15 protein-coding genes and 1 tRNA gene are annotated in these 16,328 nt (G+C 48.1%); 8 read left to right on the top strand and 8 right to left on the bottom strand.

Going from position 1 to position 16,328, the window contains the following annotated elements:
• Nucleotides 1-475 precede the first annotated feature (475 nt).
• The 3 genes from HER31_RS00255 to HER31_RS00245 are packed head-to-tail and all read left to right on the top strand — an operon-like array spanning nt 476 to nt 3,263.
• A complete protein-coding gene (locus HER31_RS00255; protein WP_168658733.1) occupies nt 476-2,320 on the top strand; it encodes a heme lyase CcmF/NrfE family subunit in 1,845 nt (614 codons plus the stop codon).
• Nucleotides 2,311-2,676, top strand: a complete 366-nt coding sequence (locus HER31_RS00250) for a cytochrome c-type biogenesis protein (protein ID WP_238786867.1) — start codon at nt 2,311-2,313, stop codon at nt 2,674-2,676. The genes HER31_RS00255 and HER31_RS00250 overlap by 10 nt, the downstream gene beginning before the upstream one ends.
• A complete protein-coding gene (locus HER31_RS00245) occupies nt 2,676-3,263 on the top strand; it encodes a TlpA family protein disulfide reductase (RefSeq protein WP_168658731.1) in 588 nt (195 codons plus the stop codon). Before HER31_RS00250 ends, HER31_RS00245 begins: the two co-directional genes overlap by 1 nt.
• 395 nt (nt 3,264-3,658) lie before the next feature.
• Here the strand turns inward: HER31_RS00245 and HER31_RS00240 are convergent.
• From HER31_RS00240 to HER31_RS00230, 3 genes are all read right to left on the bottom strand, one after another.
• A tRNA-Gly gene (locus HER31_RS00240) sits at nt 3,659-3,732 on the bottom strand.
• 82 nt (nt 3,733-3,814) lie between these two features.
• Nucleotides 3,815-5,974: a S46 family peptidase gene (locus HER31_RS00235; protein ID WP_168658730.1), complete on the bottom strand. Its 2,160-nt coding sequence runs from the start codon at nt 5,972-5,974 to the stop codon at nt 3,815-3,817.
• A gap of 84 nt (nt 5,975-6,058) precedes the next feature.
• Nucleotides 6,059-7,246 carry an amino acid permease gene (locus HER31_RS00230; RefSeq protein WP_168663035.1) on the bottom strand — a complete coding sequence of 396 codons (1,188 nt, stop codon included), beginning with the start codon at nt 7,244-7,246 and terminating at the stop codon, nt 6,059-6,061.
• 403 nt (nt 7,247-7,649) lie between these two features.
• Between HER31_RS00230 and HER31_RS00225 the strand changes: the two genes are divergently transcribed.
• From HER31_RS00225 to HER31_RS00210, 4 genes are all read left to right on the top strand, one after another.
• A complete protein-coding gene (locus HER31_RS00225; protein WP_238786866.1) occupies nt 7,650-8,273 on the top strand; it encodes an esterase/lipase family protein in 624 nt (207 codons plus the stop codon).
• Nucleotides 8,274-8,568: 295 nt separating this feature from the next.
• Nucleotides 8,569-9,135 (top strand): hypothetical protein, encoded by a 567-nt coding sequence (locus HER31_RS00220; RefSeq protein ID WP_168658728.1) that lies wholly within the window; start codon nt 8,569-8,571, stop codon nt 9,133-9,135.
• 55 nt (nt 9,136-9,190) lie between these two features.
• A complete protein-coding gene (locus HER31_RS00215) occupies nt 9,191-9,862 on the top strand; it encodes a fimbrial biogenesis chaperone (protein WP_168658727.1) in 672 nt (223 codons plus the stop codon).
• Entirely contained in the window at nt 9,859-12,240 is a 2,382-nt protein-coding gene (locus tag HER31_RS00210) for a fimbria/pilus outer membrane usher protein (RefSeq protein WP_168658726.1), read from the top strand. Before HER31_RS00215 ends, HER31_RS00210 begins: the two co-directional genes overlap by 4 nt.
• Nucleotides 12,241-12,279: 39 nt before the next feature.
• Here the strand turns inward: HER31_RS00210 and HER31_RS00205 are convergent, their stop codons facing one another.
• The 3 genes from HER31_RS00205 to HER31_RS00195 form a co-directional block, all read right to left on the bottom strand.
• Entirely contained in the window at nt 12,280-12,867 is a 588-nt protein-coding gene (locus HER31_RS00205) for a response regulator transcription factor (RefSeq protein ID WP_168658725.1), read from the bottom strand.
• Nucleotides 12,867-13,481: a helix-turn-helix transcriptional regulator gene (locus tag HER31_RS00200; RefSeq protein ID WP_168658724.1), complete on the bottom strand. Its 615-nt coding sequence runs from the start codon at nt 13,479-13,481 to the stop codon at nt 12,867-12,869. Before HER31_RS00200 ends, HER31_RS00205 begins: the two co-directional genes overlap by 1 nt.
• Nucleotides 13,482-13,897: 416 nt before the next feature.
• The gene (locus HER31_RS00195) at nt 13,898-14,134 is read right to left on the bottom strand and encodes a YgjV family protein (protein WP_168658723.1); all 237 of its coding nucleotides are present in this window, start codon (nt 14,132-14,134) and stop codon (nt 13,898-13,900) included.
• Between the two features lie 185 nt (nt 14,135-14,319).
• Between HER31_RS00195 and HER31_RS00190 the strand changes: the two genes are divergently transcribed.
• A complete protein-coding gene (locus tag HER31_RS00190) occupies nt 14,320-15,078 on the top strand; it encodes an NRDE family protein (protein ID WP_168658722.1) in 759 nt (252 codons plus the stop codon).
• Here the strand turns inward: HER31_RS00190 and HER31_RS00185 are convergent.
• Nucleotides 15,075-15,533: a YbjN domain-containing protein gene (locus HER31_RS00185; RefSeq protein ID WP_168658721.1), complete on the bottom strand. Its 459-nt coding sequence runs from the start codon at nt 15,531-15,533 to the stop codon at nt 15,075-15,077. The two genes, HER31_RS00190 and HER31_RS00185, sit on opposite strands and share 4 nt — an antisense overlap.
• A gap of 66 nt (nt 15,534-15,599) precedes the next feature.
• On the bottom strand, nt 15,600-16,292 hold the full coding sequence (gene rsuA / locus HER31_RS00180) for a 16S rRNA pseudouridine(516) synthase RsuA (protein WP_168658720.1): 693 nt from the start codon (nt 16,290-16,292) through the stop codon (nt 15,600-15,602).
• Nucleotides 16,293-16,328: the final 36 nt, after the last annotated feature.

The following is a 16,328-nucleotide window of genomic DNA, read 5'->3' as shown; positions in this document are numbered from 1 at the left end:
GATGTCGCGGTGGCGACGGCACATACTTGGTATGCATTACGGGGGGAGCTCCGCCCCCTTTGGAATCCCCACTTGCCTTAGGTCGCCGTCCAAAACGCTTCGCTGAACAGCTCCTATGCGGTAGAAGATCAACGGCGATAGTGCTTTCCCCTTGTATCAAAACTCGCCTAGCCGGTGCTTTAGCGGCATTGGAAAGAACAACACTTAATTGGTACACAGCCAATATTTACCGCCACTTATATAAGGCGACAAACAATCCTGCGCGGGTAACTCCACTTCAACATTTAGCAGCTGCGTTCGAGCACAATTCGTCGTTGAATGCTGGCGAGTTATCAACATCCGTAAATTCCTTCAATCCATATCACAAAGTGGGTAGTTAATACTGATTGTTCCGATCCCCCCTTGATAAAATTAAGCACATGTTTGGTTGCCTCACACCCACTTGTTGGCAGCCGTTACCTATTGGAGCACCGTTGTGTTTGCTGAAGTCGGCCTATTGCTACTATTACTAGGCACCGTTGCTGCCGCAATACGGGGAGCAATCCCGCTGCTGTTTTCGCAGCTATCGCCTTTGCGCCATTACTGCCGCTCACTATCACAGCTGTGCAGCACCGCGCTGGTGTTGTCAGTAATTAGCCTGGCCATCTGTTTCGTAAGCGACGATTTCTCGGTGCGTTATGTTGCGGATCACTCCAATAGCCAGCTGGCCTTCTACTATAAAGCCGCCGCCGTTTGGGGCAGTCACGAAGGGTCACTGCTGTTTTGGTTGATGGCAATGACTGTCTGTATGACCCGAATCCATAAGCAAAATCAGTTTGGATTTGATAGCGCTACGGTAATGGCGTGGATCAGCACTGCCTTTGGCGCCTTCCTTATTTTCACCTCAAATCCCTTTGCACGGATCCTGCCCGATGTACCGATTGAAGGACGCGATCTCAACCCGATGCTGCAAAACATCGGCTTGATTGTGCACCCACCAATGGTCTTCTTAGGCTATGTTGCCGTTTCAGTATTGTTTGCCGGTGCCATGGCCATTCTTTATCGGGGCGAGTTGAACCAGTTACGTCAACAATGGTTACGGCGCTGGACCCTCATCAGTTGGGTACTGCTTACCGGGGGGAATGTTCTCGGTGCTTGGTGGGCCTACAGTCAATTAGGCTGGGGGGGATGGTGGTTCTGGGACCCAGTGGAAAACTCCTCATTTATTCCTTGGCTGGTTACCACGGCGTTATTACACAGCTTATACCTTAACCAAGAGAAGCAGCTGCGCTTAACCACCTTGCTGCTGTGTATTAGTGCCTTTAGCTTAAGTCTGCTCGGCACCTTCTTAGTTCGCTCTGGCGTTATTCAATCGGTCCACGCCTTTGCGTCAGATCCGAGCCGGGGTTATAGCATTTTAGTGATCTTAGCGCTGGTAGCGGTTGGTGGCTTTACCCTATTCGCTCGCAATGCAAGTCGATTTGAGTTCAAGCAGCTGCCACCACTTAATGGCCGCCAAGGTTTACTTGCCCTTGGGGTAGTGCTGATACTTGTTGCTACCGTTGCGGTCGTTCTCGGTACTATCTACCCGGTGATCTTCCAAGCATTGGATCTTGGTGCTATCTCTGTAGGCCCTCCATATTTCAACAGCATTTTTGTGCCGCTCACCATCGCCTCTGCCTCACTCCTAACGCTGTTGCTGTCCAATAATACACCGCTGCGAGTGTTGTTATGGGCCTTAGCCATTGTTTTCGCCAGCTTGTGTAACTGGGCTTGGGCGGAACAACCATACTGGCTACTATGGCTAGGGGCATTTGGCGGCAGTTTACTGTTAACCAGCTGCATCGTGGCAGCCTTGCAGCAACGACAATCCTTGCCTGCGACATTGGCTCACACCGGTTTGGCCATTGCCATTTTGTCAGCCACCGCGGTATCGAACTTCGAACAACAAGCGATGGTACAGATGGGCCCAGGTGAAGGCCGCTTTGTCGGTAATATCGCCTTTGTATTTGAATCCAGCGAAACGGTTTCTGGCCGCGGCTATCAAGCCCAGCAGGCAACCATTCGCCTAGAGGATAGCGACGGCAATGAACTCAGTTACCTGTACCCACAGCGAAAACATTTCGGTGCCACTAATATGCAGCTTACTGTGGCTGCGGTTGAGCACGGTATTATTGAAGACCGCTACATATCTATGGGGCCGACACTGCAGTCGGGCAAACATCTGATCCGCATCAGCCGTAAACCGCTTATCAATGGCCTATGGTTTGCCGGCATTATGATGATCGGAGCTGGCTTTATCGCTTTATGGCAGCAACGGAGAAGACGCCAATGCGCTTAATCGTATTCTTAATGGTGCTGTGGACTAGCCTCTGCAGTGCCGAGCAATCACTTGGTGAGCAAGCCTACGCAATTGCCGCCCAGTTGCGAGATCCGGCCTCGGTTAACCAAACCTTGGCTGAGTCTGAAACCCAGATAGCCTATGAATTAAAAGGTCGAATCGGTCAAATGTTGGCTGAAGGTAAGAATCGCCAACAGATTGAAACGGCTTTGGTTGCTCGCTATGGCGAACAGATCCGTTACCAACCACCATTTTCCCTCACTACAGCCATGTTATGGATACTGCCGTTAGCCTTGTTATTGCTAGGGGTTATTGCCGTGTGGCGTCAACAACGCGCTTCAACAAGGAGTTATTAATGCGTCACCTGATCGTAACCGCCCTACTTGCCTGTGCTTTGATCCCAACGGCCTTTGCTAGTGCCCTGCCTAAGGCCTACTCCAACGGCCCTAAGATCGAAGACAAGCCAATGCACATGTCCCGCTTTGTGGAATACACCAATGCGCGCATCCCGCCGCTGGTTGATTTTACCGACATGCAGGGTAACAAAGTAAACCTTAGTCAGCACAAAGGCAGCTTGGTGATGGTCAACATCTGGGCTACATGGTGCCCACCTTGCGTTAAAGAACTGCCAGAACTGCGTGAACTGCAAGCACGTTACCAAGATAAGGGCCTTATCGTTCAGCCAATCTCGATTGATGAAGAGCCTAGTGACGTAGCGCCGATGCTAGAGAAATATGATCTGACCGATATCCCTACTTGGATCGACCCTGAGATCAATATGGAGAAGATCATCACCACTGAAACCGTACCGGCGACCTTCTTCTTCGACGGTAATGGCAACATGGTTGGCTTTATTCGTGGTTACCTAGAATGGTTAGACCCAGCAGTAGCTCCGTACTTAGAAGCGTTGATTGAAAAATACGCTGAGCCGAAACAGCATTAAGCCAGTAACAATTGCAAACAGACCGAGATTCGGTCTGTTTTTGTTTCTGCCTATATAAAGTCGTCTAGCTCCGTCGGCTCAGGTGCCCACAACTACTACGGAGCTCAGGCTAACCCACTAACCGTGACCGACGGCTGGTCGGCCGCGGAGTTACTGATATCACAGCCCTGTTGTCGTTGCAGCTTTAACCAAAGCATAAGATTGGTTAGTCCGCGTACTTCACTGCTGTTTGCTCTAATGCCTTACCGCGCAGGCTTTGCACCAAAGCTTAGGTAGAGATTGGAGTCATCCCGCCATACCAGTTGCGCTAGCATCGGGGTGGACTCCATTTCCATCAGCAAATTCGCACATGGGCGCTAGATACAAAAAGCCCCGAACAAGTTCGAGGCTAAATGTGGAGCGACCAGCGGGAATCGAACCCGCGTCATTAGCTTGGGAAGCTAAGGTAATACCATTATACGATGGTCGCACTGTATCGTACGTCCCTGATACTACTGGGCCTATAAACCAAAGTATATGATTAACTTGGCCTTTAAGCTTTCAACTGCAGCTTATTTAACCACCGTCATCTCTTCGATTAGGTTAGTCGCACCATCAACCTTCTCCATCTGCCATAACATGTAACGGCTATCTACATGGATAGAGCGCGCCTTGGCTGGATCATAATCCCAGTCGGCAATAATGCTTTCATAGACGCCATCAAATAACAGCCCCACCAGCTCACCGTTGCCGTTAACGGTAGCCGAACCTGAGTTACCGCCGGTGGTATCAACCGTCGATAAGAAATTCACCGGTACCGAACCAACATTCAGATCGTAGTAATGACTGTAGTTCTTATCGGCAATTTGCTTTAGCTGCGCAGCTGAGGCATCAAAGGGCTCTACCCCTGTAGCCTTGTTCGCCAAGCCTTCCAAAGTGGTGAATGGTGCTGCGTATAAGCCATCTTTAGGGAAGTAGCCTTTAACAGTGCCGAAGCTGACCCGTAGGCTTGAATTGGCATCAGCATAAACCAGATCCCCCATGCTTTGCTTATGGGCAATAATGGCATTCATATAAGCGGGGCGCGCTTTGAGCAACTCACCATCGATCTTCTTATCTAAGGTTTCTTTAGCTATCACGGTATCGTAATAAGCCACCGCCAGCTTGATAAATGGGTCATCAGAAACGTTAAATTGCGGCACGGTTTTATCCAACCACGCTAAACGATTAGCGCTACTGGTTAAGGCGGTATTGGCGTACATCGCATCTAACTGAGCCGCAACCTTGTCACGGTTGAATGACTCGCCTATCAAGAAGGCAACATCTAACGCCTCTATGCGTTCATCACTCGGCAATTGCGCGTAACGCTCTAATAGATGCAACAGGATCGCCTTATCTACCTTAGGATCAAAGCGCCGCTCCATTCGAGTAATACGCGCGCGCATGTTGTCCCAATCCCGCTGCTGATAGCCTTTTTTGCGCTCTAGATCCGGTTTCTGTTTCTCATTGGCTAAACGATAGAGGCTCTGCGCTGTGGTAAACATTTGGTTGTAATAGAGGTAACCAAGGATCAGATCACGGTCGAGGTGCTGTTGGGTTTGTTCGACCAGACTATCGAGCTTAAGTTTAACCTTGCCATACTGAGCCGCGCGTTCATCTTCAGCTTCAATCCACTTCAACAGCGCTTGCTCTTGCGCTCGTTTGCGCTCGATAAAGTCCGAACTTTGATAGCCTTCAATCATCGATTGGAAGTTTTTAGCGTAGTTGGCCAAGCCAGCTAGAGTGCCTGCGTAAGCCAAGCGAGCGGTTGAGCCCTCGGCGGCGTTGGCCTTGATGATATCGATCAGCTCGTTACGCAGATCCATTGATTTGGGGTAGTTTTGCTCAAAGGCAAACTCGACCTCTGCTGCTGTACGGTAACGGTTGGTGCGGCCTGGGTAGCCCATCACCATGACAAAATCGTTATCTTTTAAGCCTGCACTGGAGACCTTAAGAAAGCGCTTTGGCACATAGGGAACGTTATCTTTGCTGTATTCAGCCGGTTTACCATCTTTGCCAACATAGGCACGAAAAAAGGAGTAATCACCAGTATGGCGTGGCCACATCCAGTTATCGATATCGCCACCATATTTGCCCACCGACATCGCTGGGGTGTAAACCAAACGTACGTCGCGGATCTCTAACTCTTGTACCAGAAAATAGCTGGCACCGTGGTGAAAGTTATAAACACCACAACGGCTGGATGGTGCCTGTTCACAAGCAGCAACTAAGCGCTTTTTATTACGCTCTATCGCTTCAAAGTAATCGGCACCGGTGAGCTTGGCGGCAGGTTCAAGCACCTTGGCGGTAACATCAGTCATCGATTCCGTTACCCAAATTTTGTAACCGGGAACCGGTGGTTTCTCTTGCTCTAATCGTTTGGCAAGAAAGCCCTCGTTAAGAATGTTATCTGCTGGAGTCGAGTGGTAAGCGATGGCGCCGTAACCACAGTGGTGATTGGTAACGACTAAGCCCTGAGGGGAAACGAATGATGCACTGCAACCATTGAAGTTGATCACCGCATTCATCGGAAAGGCACCAAGATCAGCCATCTTATTGGCATCCATGTTGAAGCCTAAGGCATCCATCTTAGCCTTCAAAGCCGGTAGCTGATGCGGCTGCCACATCCCTTCAGTTGCTTGAGCAACACCACTGCTGGCCAACGCCAACAAAGGTAACATCCACTGTTTCATCCCTTACTCCATCTCTAGCCTTGCTGATAATCAGCAAGGCTAGCATGGCTTTGCTCAGGAGGTTAAGAGCATGGAAACAAGTACTTACCAACTAGTGTAAAGCTGAGCGGCAATCACTAAGGTGCCGGCAAAGGTAGCGCCGTTCAACGCCATATTGCCCCCCCTCACTTGGTATTCAGGTTCACGCTGTTGCCGGCGCAACTGACGAGCCATCATCACTGGCAGTACTACCATCAATACGATTAATGGCACCGCCGCATAACCCAACACCGCAACAAACCCTCCAGGGAAGAAGACAGCCAATACCAGTGGCGGCACGAAGGTCAGGCCCCAGTTTAGGACTCTGCCAGTGGCGTTTTTACCGAGGCGAAACAGCTCAGCAAGGTAATCAAATAGACTCAAGCTGACACCGAAAAATGAGGTAATTAACGCCAGATCAGCAAACAATGTTAAGGCTTGGCCAATACCACTCCATTGCGATTTTGCACTCAAGCTTTGCACTAACGTAACTAAGGCATCGCCCTCAGACAATGCTGCACGCTCTTGCATCGACAAGCTTCCTAGTGCCGCCAGTAACCACAGGCCGTAACACACCATCGGTAATAGCGAACCGGTTAACAAGGCACGGCGCAGGGTAACAACATCACCGTCAAGGTAGCGCACTAACGTTGGGATACACACATGGAAACCAAACGAAGTGATCAGTACTGGTACCACCGCCATCCACACGTTGGTGTCGGCGCTACCGGTTGCTGCAACATAACTAAGATCCAGCTGCGGTAGTAAGCCGCACAGCACTACGCCTAGCGCGATCATCTTGATAGTAAACAACACTCGGGTGGCAGCGTCGATGTACTTTACTCCGCCAGCAACCAAAGAACCGAGTAATATCGCAAATAGGATGGCACCAACAGTAGGGGAAAGCTCAACAAAGCCATTGAGCTTCAGCAGCAATAGTGACGAGCCCCCACTTAAGTAGGCCGCGGTTAAGGCGTACAACAAGGCCAGCATAGCTGCCATGCCCAACCACTGGCCTTGAGGACCAAGTACTTTGCCGGTCATGCTGTGCAGGTTGAGGTTTTCACCGGTCTTAAGGTTTACTTCCAGCATCAACAAGGCGCTGTAAGCGGATAGTGCCCAGGTGACTGCCATTAATGCCATCGCTGGCCAGAAACCAATCGCGGCGGTGGCAAGGGGCAGTGCCAACATTCCAGCACCAATGGAGGTGCCTGCGACAATTAGGGTTGCCCCAACAAATTTACTGCGATTCATCATGCGTTGTTCAACTTCTTAGTAGTTTGAATAACGTCAGGACGGGGAATTGGGAAGAGGAGGAGAGAGGCTGCGCGTCCGAAACCAACACCATCTTGCCAATTGATCCGCGACCTTCGGTCGGTTTTCAATTAGCCCTAATGGCAGTTAGTTCAGTGGATTACACTCAACTTATACCATTAGGGCTGGCAAAATCGAGCGTAATAATAAGTTACGCAAGTCATCAGTTTTCTCTCAAAAGGAAGCGCAATTAGGTTAAGGTGTAATAGCGGCACACCACAAGTGATCTTCATCACAGTTCCCTTGGTTGGCATACAAGTGCTGTTTTTTACCGCAAAGCACCATAACTCTCCCTTATGTGGCGTCAAACCACATATTACCCAGCGGAATGAGGTCAAACGACATGGTTAAAGTCTTGTTGCTGCACGGACTCTATATGAAAACGGTAATGATGTGGCCCCTAGCAAAGAAGCTGCAACAGCTCGGTTGGCGTACCAAGTGCATCGGCTACAACACCGTAAACATTGACCGAGATGAGTTATTTGCCCGCCTCGATGCGGAGCTCAGTGCTGACCAACCCTGCTATCTAATTGGCCACAGTTTAGGTGGGGTAATGCTGAGCCACTATGTGCATCAGCGTTCGCTTCATCCCAAATCGCGAGTGGTAACCTTAGGCAGCCCATTACGCAGCTCGCGCATGGCCAAACGAGTGAGTGAATGGGGAATGACCAAAATATTAGGCAACTCAGTCGAACACGGCCTCATATTCAATGCTCTAACTGCGTGGCAAAGCCCAATTCAACTTGGCAGCCTCGCCGGTAATCGCAGCGTTGGTATCGGCATGGTTACCGGTGCCACCAGCAGTGACAGCGACGGAACGGTAGAGATAGATGAGACAGAACTGGAGGGGATGAGCGACCACCTAATTCTGCACGTTACCCATACCAGCATGCTGCTAACCAATGAGGTCGCCGATCAATGCAATGCGTTCCTACGTAACGGTAAGTTTGCTCGTTGGGAGCGATAGAGAAAACAGCAGCAAAGATGCCTATGGCTAAGCCTCAACCATCTCACAACCCAGCTGTCGCCGCCCGCCTCAGTTCGATTACAAATTGGCGTTCCAAATCAATTAATCGACCGCCCCGATAAACTTTTCCCGTATCGAATTAAACTAGAAGTTTATATTCCCTAAACTCAGCAAATATCAGTCTTTCGACTGAGTCGCGTTTACCTTACATACCCTAAAACTGATCTCAGTATGGCGGCGGCCACGCTCCATACAGCCCAAGAGTTGGGTCATTATTCACGTAAGGAAATCAGTGATGAAAAAATTTGTATTAACTGCAGCAGCACTGCTTGCTGCATCGAGCGCTATGGCAGACGAACGCTCTGCACAAGTTCAGATTATGGAAACCGTAGAAGAGGTCTGCTCCATCGGTTTGGCCTTCGGAGGTTCGGATGAAGCAGGAGTAGGCGTCAGTGGCTTGAGTTCTAGTTATACGTCAACCGGTGAACTCAACATCTTAGATGGCGATGCGCAACAGCTAATTACCGGTGCGGTAAAATGCAACGCGGCCAATGGTTACAAAGTCACTCTGGCGATTGCCCACGGCAAACTAGTCAATGGCGCTAACTCCGCACATGCCGTTCCATACAAACTTAAAAACGGAACCCCACCAGGTACAAATAACCTCGGCCAAACCATCAGCGCATTTGACGCAGTCGGGGTAACTGCAGCAATGGGGACCTATGATGTGGCAGATAGCTCTGGAGCGGCCAGCCCTCTAGCGGAAAATACCTTCCGACTCATTATGACTGAGTATGATTTCAGCATGGTTCCTGCTGGTGCTTACAGCGACCAATTGACCTTCAGTATCGTTACTCTTTAACTGACGGAAATAAATGAGGGGGAGCCCTCCCCTCATTCAGTAACAAGGAGGTTATATGCGTCGCTTGTCTCTCGTAATGCTGTTTCTGCCCGTCTGCGCTTGGGCTAATTTCACTATCTCACCGATGAACCAGACCATCTCGCCCAAGACTAAAACCATCAGCTACACCCTTGAAAATAAAGCAGCAAGTCGAACCGCATTTGAAATCAGCACATACCACCGCTTACTCGATGATGAAGGCCGAGAGTTTACTGAACCGGCAAAGGAGTTAAGGCCATTTCCTGCCCGGGTAATACTGGAACCTGGGCAAACCAAGCGCATTAAATTAATGTATTTAGGCAAGCGCTCTCTTAATAGCGAAGTCGCTTACCGAGTCAATTTTTTGCAAAGTGATAAAGATGTAGACGCTTCAGAGTTATCGGGAGTAAAAGCAAAGTATCAATTTGTCACCGCGCTTTATGTCAGCCCAGAGAAGGCGATGCCAAGTCTCAACGTAACCGCACGACAAGATGAACAACTGCACCTAACCCTAAGTAATAGCGGCACCAAACATAAAATATTGCAAAACTGGGGGTTATCTTTAACAGACAGTAGTGGACAACAGCATCAGTACAGCCATCGCTTACCCGATGTTAATGTACTTGCTGGCAGCCACTTCACCTTAACATTGCCAGCCAGCTCTCTGGATTCAGGCTCGCTGCAAGCAGAACTTACTCAACAACAATGAAGTCCATCTCAAACTATGGCCTTAGGCTATGGTTGGCACTGCTGATAGCCCCGTTACACGCTGAAATCATTCCATTCGCTATCGACGTTGAGCTTGCTGGACGAGCGCTAGAGCTAGAAGGATTATTGGCTGATGACGACCCAGATTATTGGGCTTTAAATGGCGATGAACTATTACAAGCCCTGCAGCCACTTCTTAGCCCCGCCAAGTTAACTGAAATCAGCCCACTAATGAGTGAACGGATGATCAGCGCCGATGAACTCAACGGCTTAGGCTGGCCAACCCATTACGATGAGGACACGTTGCAATTGACGGTGACGATTCCAATAGCGGATCGCAAACGGCAGCAATTGAATTTCGGTTACACCAACCCAGGAGTACCAGACGGATTTTATAAAGCTCAGCCACATAACTTTTCAGGGGTAGTTAATGCCTACTTAACCCACAGTCACAACCTGTCGGATACTGAACAGTTTGGCGATACTCTCGCCTTAAGAACCGGGGTGGCTTGGGGACCAGTAACCTTAGAGGATGGACACAGTTACTTCTATCTGAAAGATGGCAGTAACAATGGGTGGCAACGAGACAGAACTCGACTGATGGGCGATTTACCCAACGACACAGGGTTTATTCAATTTGGTGATATTCGGACCGAAACTGATATCCAACGGCAGATTGATGATGACCTATTTGGATTAAGTTACTCTTATCAGCCTGAGTATATCCGCACCTATCGGCGCAGCAACAGTCTGCCGTTTACATTAGAGTCGGCGGCGCGAGTCGAGATTATTATCAACGGCGAGCCATATCGAACCGTGCGCTTAGCGCCAGGGCAGTACAATCTTAATGACCTTCCCACCACTGGTGGCGTCAATGAAGTGGAGGTTCGATATCAAGACCAATCTGGGCTCCTAGTTCAACACTTCTTTAATGTGGTTGACCATCCTAATTTGCTGCAACAAGGGGATATTGAAACCCAATGGGTGTTGGGCTATCGACAAGAGTATGACCAAAGTGGAGTTAAAGAGATCCTTGATGATGAGCCTGTTGCTTCCGCCGTATTCTCCTATGGGCTAACCCCGAACTGGACTCTATCGCCGATTGTCGACTGGTCCCAAGACAACCGATACTTAGGGTTACTGCACTACTTTGCCCTAGGGGATAACTTCCTTAGTATTGATACAAACTGGCGTAAACAACAGCAACAAGAACTCTACCAAGGAGCCGTTGCGTTGTTTGTCCCACATTGGCCAATCAAGTGGTTACGCTATTCCAATATCCGCTATGAGTTAAGTGACAGTAATCAGGACGACAGCGACTTACTGCACCGAGCCACTATTTCCACTGGAATTGATATTGGCCTCCCCAACAGCTACTTCAGCTTCAATTACAACGTCGATTGGCAATCATCTACGGTCAATAGCCAACGAGCCAGCATCAACAGCAACTTTACTCTGCCTAATAACATCAATGCCGGACTCAACTTCAGCTGGCAAGAGCAACAGGGTAGGTACGAACAAAATGTGACGTTATCCTTTTCCATTCCTTTGGGAGTTGCAGGTAAAAACCTATATGCACGCAGTCGTTATGATTCGCAACGTTCTCAACTCGAAAGTGAACTCAACCTATCCCACTATGACCCGCATAAAGATTGGCGCGCATCAGTCAATTTCATCGATGATAAATATGAGAGTGCTGACCTTTTTTACCGGCAAAAATTGGATAACTTAAACTACCGTGCTCGCTTAACGAGCCGAAATGAAGACTCCGATGCCCCCCAACGCACAGCTGAACTAGGATTAGAGTCAGGCATCGCTTGGGCTGGCAGCAGTTGGGCGTTAACCTCACCTATCGAAAGCAGCTTTACCATTGTTTCCCTGTCCGAGCAGATGGAACACTATGCGTTACAACAAGGAGATTACGGGCGATTAAGCCTGATTCGGGCTGAAGATGGTGGAAGCAATAGCGCAGTAATCTCCATCGATAATCGAGGCAGTCGAGCATTCAGGCTTGATAGTGACGTGCTCGAGTTCGACGAAGAGCTGAATTATAGCGACTTTGTGGTTTATGGCGGACTGCGCCGCGGCAGTAGCATTAATTTGGACTTACTAAAGGGTTACTTTGTCAGCGGTATATTAATCGATAAGTACCGGCACCCCTTAGTCGATAAGGTCGGCGAGCTCGTCTCCCCTGATAACGATAATAGCTATCCCTTTTATACTGGTCTGAACGGCGAGTTTGAGCTCGACATGATCCCAGAGGGGTCTTATCACATCGAAATGTACGAGCAGTTAGGCCGCTCAAACTCGATAACTGTTAAGGTGACGAACTCTGACCAAGTTCTAATTGAGTTGGGTGAGATTACGATAGAACAGTAACAACAGAATTTCTAAACTAGGTATTTATAAGCTCTGTTGTTAGTTAATAAATGCTAAGGCGACAGCCTCGGTTCTACTGTGAACATTCAACTTTCTAAATATATGATACAGGTGGGATTTCACTGTGTGTTCACTCATGCACAAAGCTGCAGCAATAGTGCTATTACGGCAACCTAACTTTACCTTAGACAACACTTCAAGCTCTTTAGTCGTTAACAGGTCAACCGGTTGCTGCTTTACTACTTTATTGCCACCACACTTGCTACCCAACAACCAATAACCCCCGAGAGAAATACAGATTATAGCTCGTTGTAATAGGCTATCATCACGCAAAGAGATAACTCCCCGACTCTGAGGGTAATGTTCAAGCCATGCTTGTTCAGGTTTAGTAGAAGCGCTAACAATCAACCAAGGAAGTGCCATCATAGAACCCAGCATTGCCGCTTCAGAATTCATTAACCATTCTGCGTTTACTAAAGCAACATTGGCTTCAGTAGTACCGAGTTCGCTTTCTGAGTTGGCTATGGTGATGACCTTTATTTTATAAAAGTCAGCTTCTATCTTTATCTTTTTCAACTCATTTGTGCTAAAACCAAATGGGTAAACCTTAATCGCTAATGGCACCATTATGATTTACCCCATTTTGCCTCAACAATATTATCCATTTGTTTGATATCATTAAGTCTGTTGATAACATCCTTTTTATTATGTACATCAAAAACACGATATATATTATGTAGGTGAACCTTAACAGTATTAATGCTAATGAAGAGTTGTTCGGCAATTTTTTTATTATCATAACCCATAAGTAATAATTCAAGGATCTGTCTTTGCCGGTTACTTAACTGTGCTTCAGAGGGCTGCGATGAGTGGTGGTGGTCAAAAAAGGCTTCCATCAATGACTTAGGGAGCCAAATCCCCCCTTTTTTAAGATGAGCAATGGCCTTGTTGCATGTGAGCTCGCTATCGTCACTATGTAATAACCCTCTAATTTTATTGAATCGATATAATAGCTCCAAATTAATATTTTTGGGGCAGTTCATCAGCACAATTGCTCGACAGCAGGTGTAAGCAACTAACCGGTCAGCCATATTAGAATCAATAAAATTAATTGCTATTTGATAATCAATCAGCAGCAGATCACCCAATACTTGCCCTAGTAATTTTTCAGGCTCAACTGCACTTTTAAAATCTTTAGTCTTGCTATCACAAAACAGTGATTCACTATTACCAGTAATCATAAAAAATCCTTTTTAAATGATACCTTAAAACTTGTATCAAGTTAACGATTTACGGTGTCTGCATAGATAAATACGGTAGGAAAAATACAGCATGATGACTATAGTTCAAATCCTTACAGTTCGTAGGTGAAACGCTGTGTTCACAGCAGATTAAAAATCTGTAAACTGAGTAAATTACTGATTTAGAGTGGAGATTAACAAGCTTATCTTCAACAAAATAAACTTTTAATTAAATTATAAACTCTGACGGCATTACCCTACTGCTCAACGTCAGCAGTTAATGCCGTTAGGTTAAAAGCATAAAATTCTCCAAGTAATTTTCATTTTATTATGAAACAAATACTTACAAACAACCGTTTCCACAAATATAAATTCAAGTCGTCGACGCTGCACTCGATACCGTTATCCATCAATGATTACAACTGATTGGCTTCATGACGATAGATCTGAATCAGATAGTAGACGTTAATACAGACGATAAAGCCGTTCACCAGTGCCACTGGGGTCGCCCCAATCGCGCTGCCGTAGGCCACGAACAAGATGCAACCACATAGGTTCCACCAACGCAGTTTTTTGATGTCAGACATCATCAACGATATCGCTACTACGACTGAGGCTAGATAGCCTACCCACTCCCAATATTCGGCGGTCATAAACTACTCCTGAACATGCTGTTATGCCCTATCGATATCGCGCCACCATGACGGCGATCGACGTGTTGCCACAAGCCAATTAATTTTAGCTAACTAAGCCTATGTTGGCTTACTTAGCTAACACTTGTTGCAACCGATGCATTGGTTTGTTCCTATTGAATCAAACTACTAGGGAAGTTGTTGTTATGTGTATTTGCGCTTGGAACTGGCAACCAGACAGTCAAGAACCGTTGCTGCTTATTGCCAATCGCGATGAGTTTTATCAACGCCCAGCCACTGCAGCACACTTTTGGCCAGAGTCTCCCAGCTTATTTGCTGGACAAGATCTTCAAGCTGGCGGCAGTTGGATGGGCGCCAGCCTTAACGGTAAGATTGCCCTGGTTACTAACTACCGTTCGATGCCAATGGCTGCAGCTCGGCGCTCTCGGGGCGACTTAATTCGCGACTACCTAGGCACTGATAGCAGTGCCCACCAATTCGTGCACCAACTCCGCCCGCAGGACTATCAAGGCTATAACCTACTTTTGCTCGATGACAATGGCTTGCACTACCACTCCAACCGCGGCCAAACCACGGTTACCACGTTAGAGCCCGGCCTCTACGGACTATCCAACCACCTACTCGATACACCGTGGCCCAAGGTGGAGCGATTAAAACGTGGACTCAGCGAAAACTTGGCAGTTGGCAGCGATAAAGCATTATTAGCGCTGCTGCGGGATCCAACCCAAGCTACTGCGGCAGCACTACCTAGTACTGGGGTCCCAGCATCGATGGAGCAGTTATTGTCGTCAATATTTATCCATAGTGACCAATACGGAACCCGTAATAGCTCAGTATTACGGCTCAATCAGAGCGGTGAATTACGCTGGCTGGAGCAGAGCTATAATCAGCATGGCGCTGGGTTACTTCAACAACATCAATTACAGTTGCCGCAACGACGCTAATAACCGATCTCTTGTGAGAATTTTTGCATCGAAGCAAACCACCACTCCACCGTGTCCATAAAGTTATCGCGGCTCACCCCCCAATTGAGGTTAACCGCCATCTCGATGGTGGGATCGCCAACGTCATCAAAAAAGGCTTTGCCGTAACGGTTATTGCTGTTCCACTGATTTATCGTCGCCAGTTCAATGCCGTTGTTTTCCCACGCGGCATTAAACATAAGATCTTGGCAAGAATGGCCACGAATACAGCCATAGAAACTAATGGTGTAATAGGCCCCTTGAAACTGGCCTATTATCAGCGGATCACCCACAGCATCACGATCCATCACCGCCTCGCCATGGGTTTGTAATAGCGTGACTAACGTATCCGGCTCGCTGGCATCAATTAGCGTATCCGCTTGCGCAACGGCACCGCAAGCTAACGTGCAGGGTAACAACCAGTGCCATCGTTTCATGACAGCACCTCCTCTGAGTTAACAATCTACTGTAACCCTATACCTATTTAGCAATTTCAGCTGGAATTAACTCAAAAATGCCACAACTTCGGCGTGAGTAAGGTGGCGCCACTCGCCCGGTTTAAGCTCTTGGTCGAGCTCAATCGCCCCAACCTGTTCACGATGCAAGCCAACAACTCGGTTATTCACCGCAGCAAACATACGCTTCACTTGATGATATTTGCCCTCGCTGATCGTCAGTAGCACCTCAACCTCAGAGATTCGAGTTAAGGTCGCTGGTCGAGTTAAGCCATCATTATGTAGCTCAACACCCGCCTCGAACTGCGCCTCAGCCTCCGCGCACAGCGGCTCAGCCAGAACAACACGATAACGTTTGGGGCAGTGATAGTTTGGTGAGGTGATCCGATGGCACCACTGCCCATCTTCGGAAAGCAACACTAACCCAGTGGTATCGGCATCTAAGCGCCCGGCAATACGCAACCGTTCGGTCAATGGTAGATCAATCAATCCGAGTACCGATGGGTGTACCTCATCGATATTGGAGCAGATGGTATTTACCGGCTTATTAAGCATCAGGTAACGAGTATTAATAGCGCCCACAGTCTCGTGATGCCAGCATACATCGCTATCTTCAGATACTTGGAAACCTGGGTTCTTGACCACCTCACCATCACAGGTGATAGCGCCACTTTTTAGCTCACGTTTAGCTAGGCTGCGGGTGAGTTCGGTGTTGTCGGCAAGGTATTTATCTATTCGCATTACATTGGCTACTGAGGAATGTCAGTAGCCATTATC

This window comes from Ferrimonas lipolytica, assembly GCF_012295575.1.
In the GTDB taxonomy this organism is placed as follows: domain Bacteria; phylum Pseudomonadota; class Gammaproteobacteria; order Enterobacterales; family Shewanellaceae; genus Ferrimonas; species Ferrimonas lipolytica.
The sequence above is the reverse complement of the archived record's forward strand: the minus strand, read 5'-3'. Positions and strand labels throughout refer to the sequence as shown.

Bases quoted from the DNA above. Each gene is read 5' to 3' on its own strand.
- HER31_RS00230 (WP_168663035.1), bottom strand. From the start codon at position 7,246: ATGAATCGCAGTAAATTTGTTGGGGCAACCCTAATTGTCGCAGGCACC.
- HER31_RS00200 (WP_168658724.1), bottom strand. From the start codon at position 13,481: ATGATTACTGGTAATAGTGAATCACTGTTTTGTGATAGCAAGACTAAA.
- HER31_RS00185 (WP_168658721.1), bottom strand. From the start codon at position 15,533: ATGAAACGATGGCACTGGTTGTTACCCTGCACGTTAGCTTGCGGTGCC.
- HER31_RS00225 (WP_238786866.1), top strand. From the start codon at position 7,650: ATGGTTAAAGTCTTGTTGCTGCACGGACTCTATATGAAAACGGTAATG.
- HER31_RS00215 (WP_168658727.1), top strand. From the start codon at position 9,191: ATGCGTCGCTTGTCTCTCGTAATGCTGTTTCTGCCCGTCTGCGCTTGG.
- HER31_RS00245 (WP_168658731.1), top strand. From the start codon at position 2,676: ATGCGTCACCTGATCGTAACCGCCCTACTTGCCTGTGCTTTGATCCCA.
- HER31_RS00190 (WP_168658722.1), top strand. From the start codon at position 14,320: ATGTGTATTTGCGCTTGGAACTGGCAACCAGACAGTCAAGAACCGTTG.
- HER31_RS00195 (WP_168658723.1), bottom strand. From the start codon at position 14,134: ATGACCGCCGAATATTGGGAGTGGGTAGGCTATCTAGCCTCAGTCGTA.
- rsuA (WP_168658720.1), bottom strand. From the start codon at position 16,292: ATGCGAATAGATAAATACCTTGCCGACAACACCGAACTCACCCGCAGC.
- HER31_RS00210 (WP_168658726.1), top strand. From the start codon at position 9,859: ATGAAGTCCATCTCAAACTATGGCCTTAGGCTATGGTTGGCACTGCTG.
- HER31_RS00235 (WP_168658730.1), bottom strand. From the start codon at position 5,974: ATGAAACAGTGGATGTTACCTTTGTTGGCGTTGGCCAGCAGTGGTGTT.
- HER31_RS00220 (WP_168658728.1), top strand. From the start codon at position 8,569: ATGAAAAAATTTGTATTAACTGCAGCAGCACTGCTTGCTGCATCGAGC.
- HER31_RS00205 (WP_168658725.1), bottom strand. From the start codon at position 12,867: ATGGTGCCATTAGCGATTAAGGTTTACCCATTTGGTTTTAGCACAAAT.
- HER31_RS00250 (WP_238786867.1), top strand. From the start codon at position 2,311: ATGCGCTTAATCGTATTCTTAATGGTGCTGTGGACTAGCCTCTGCAGT.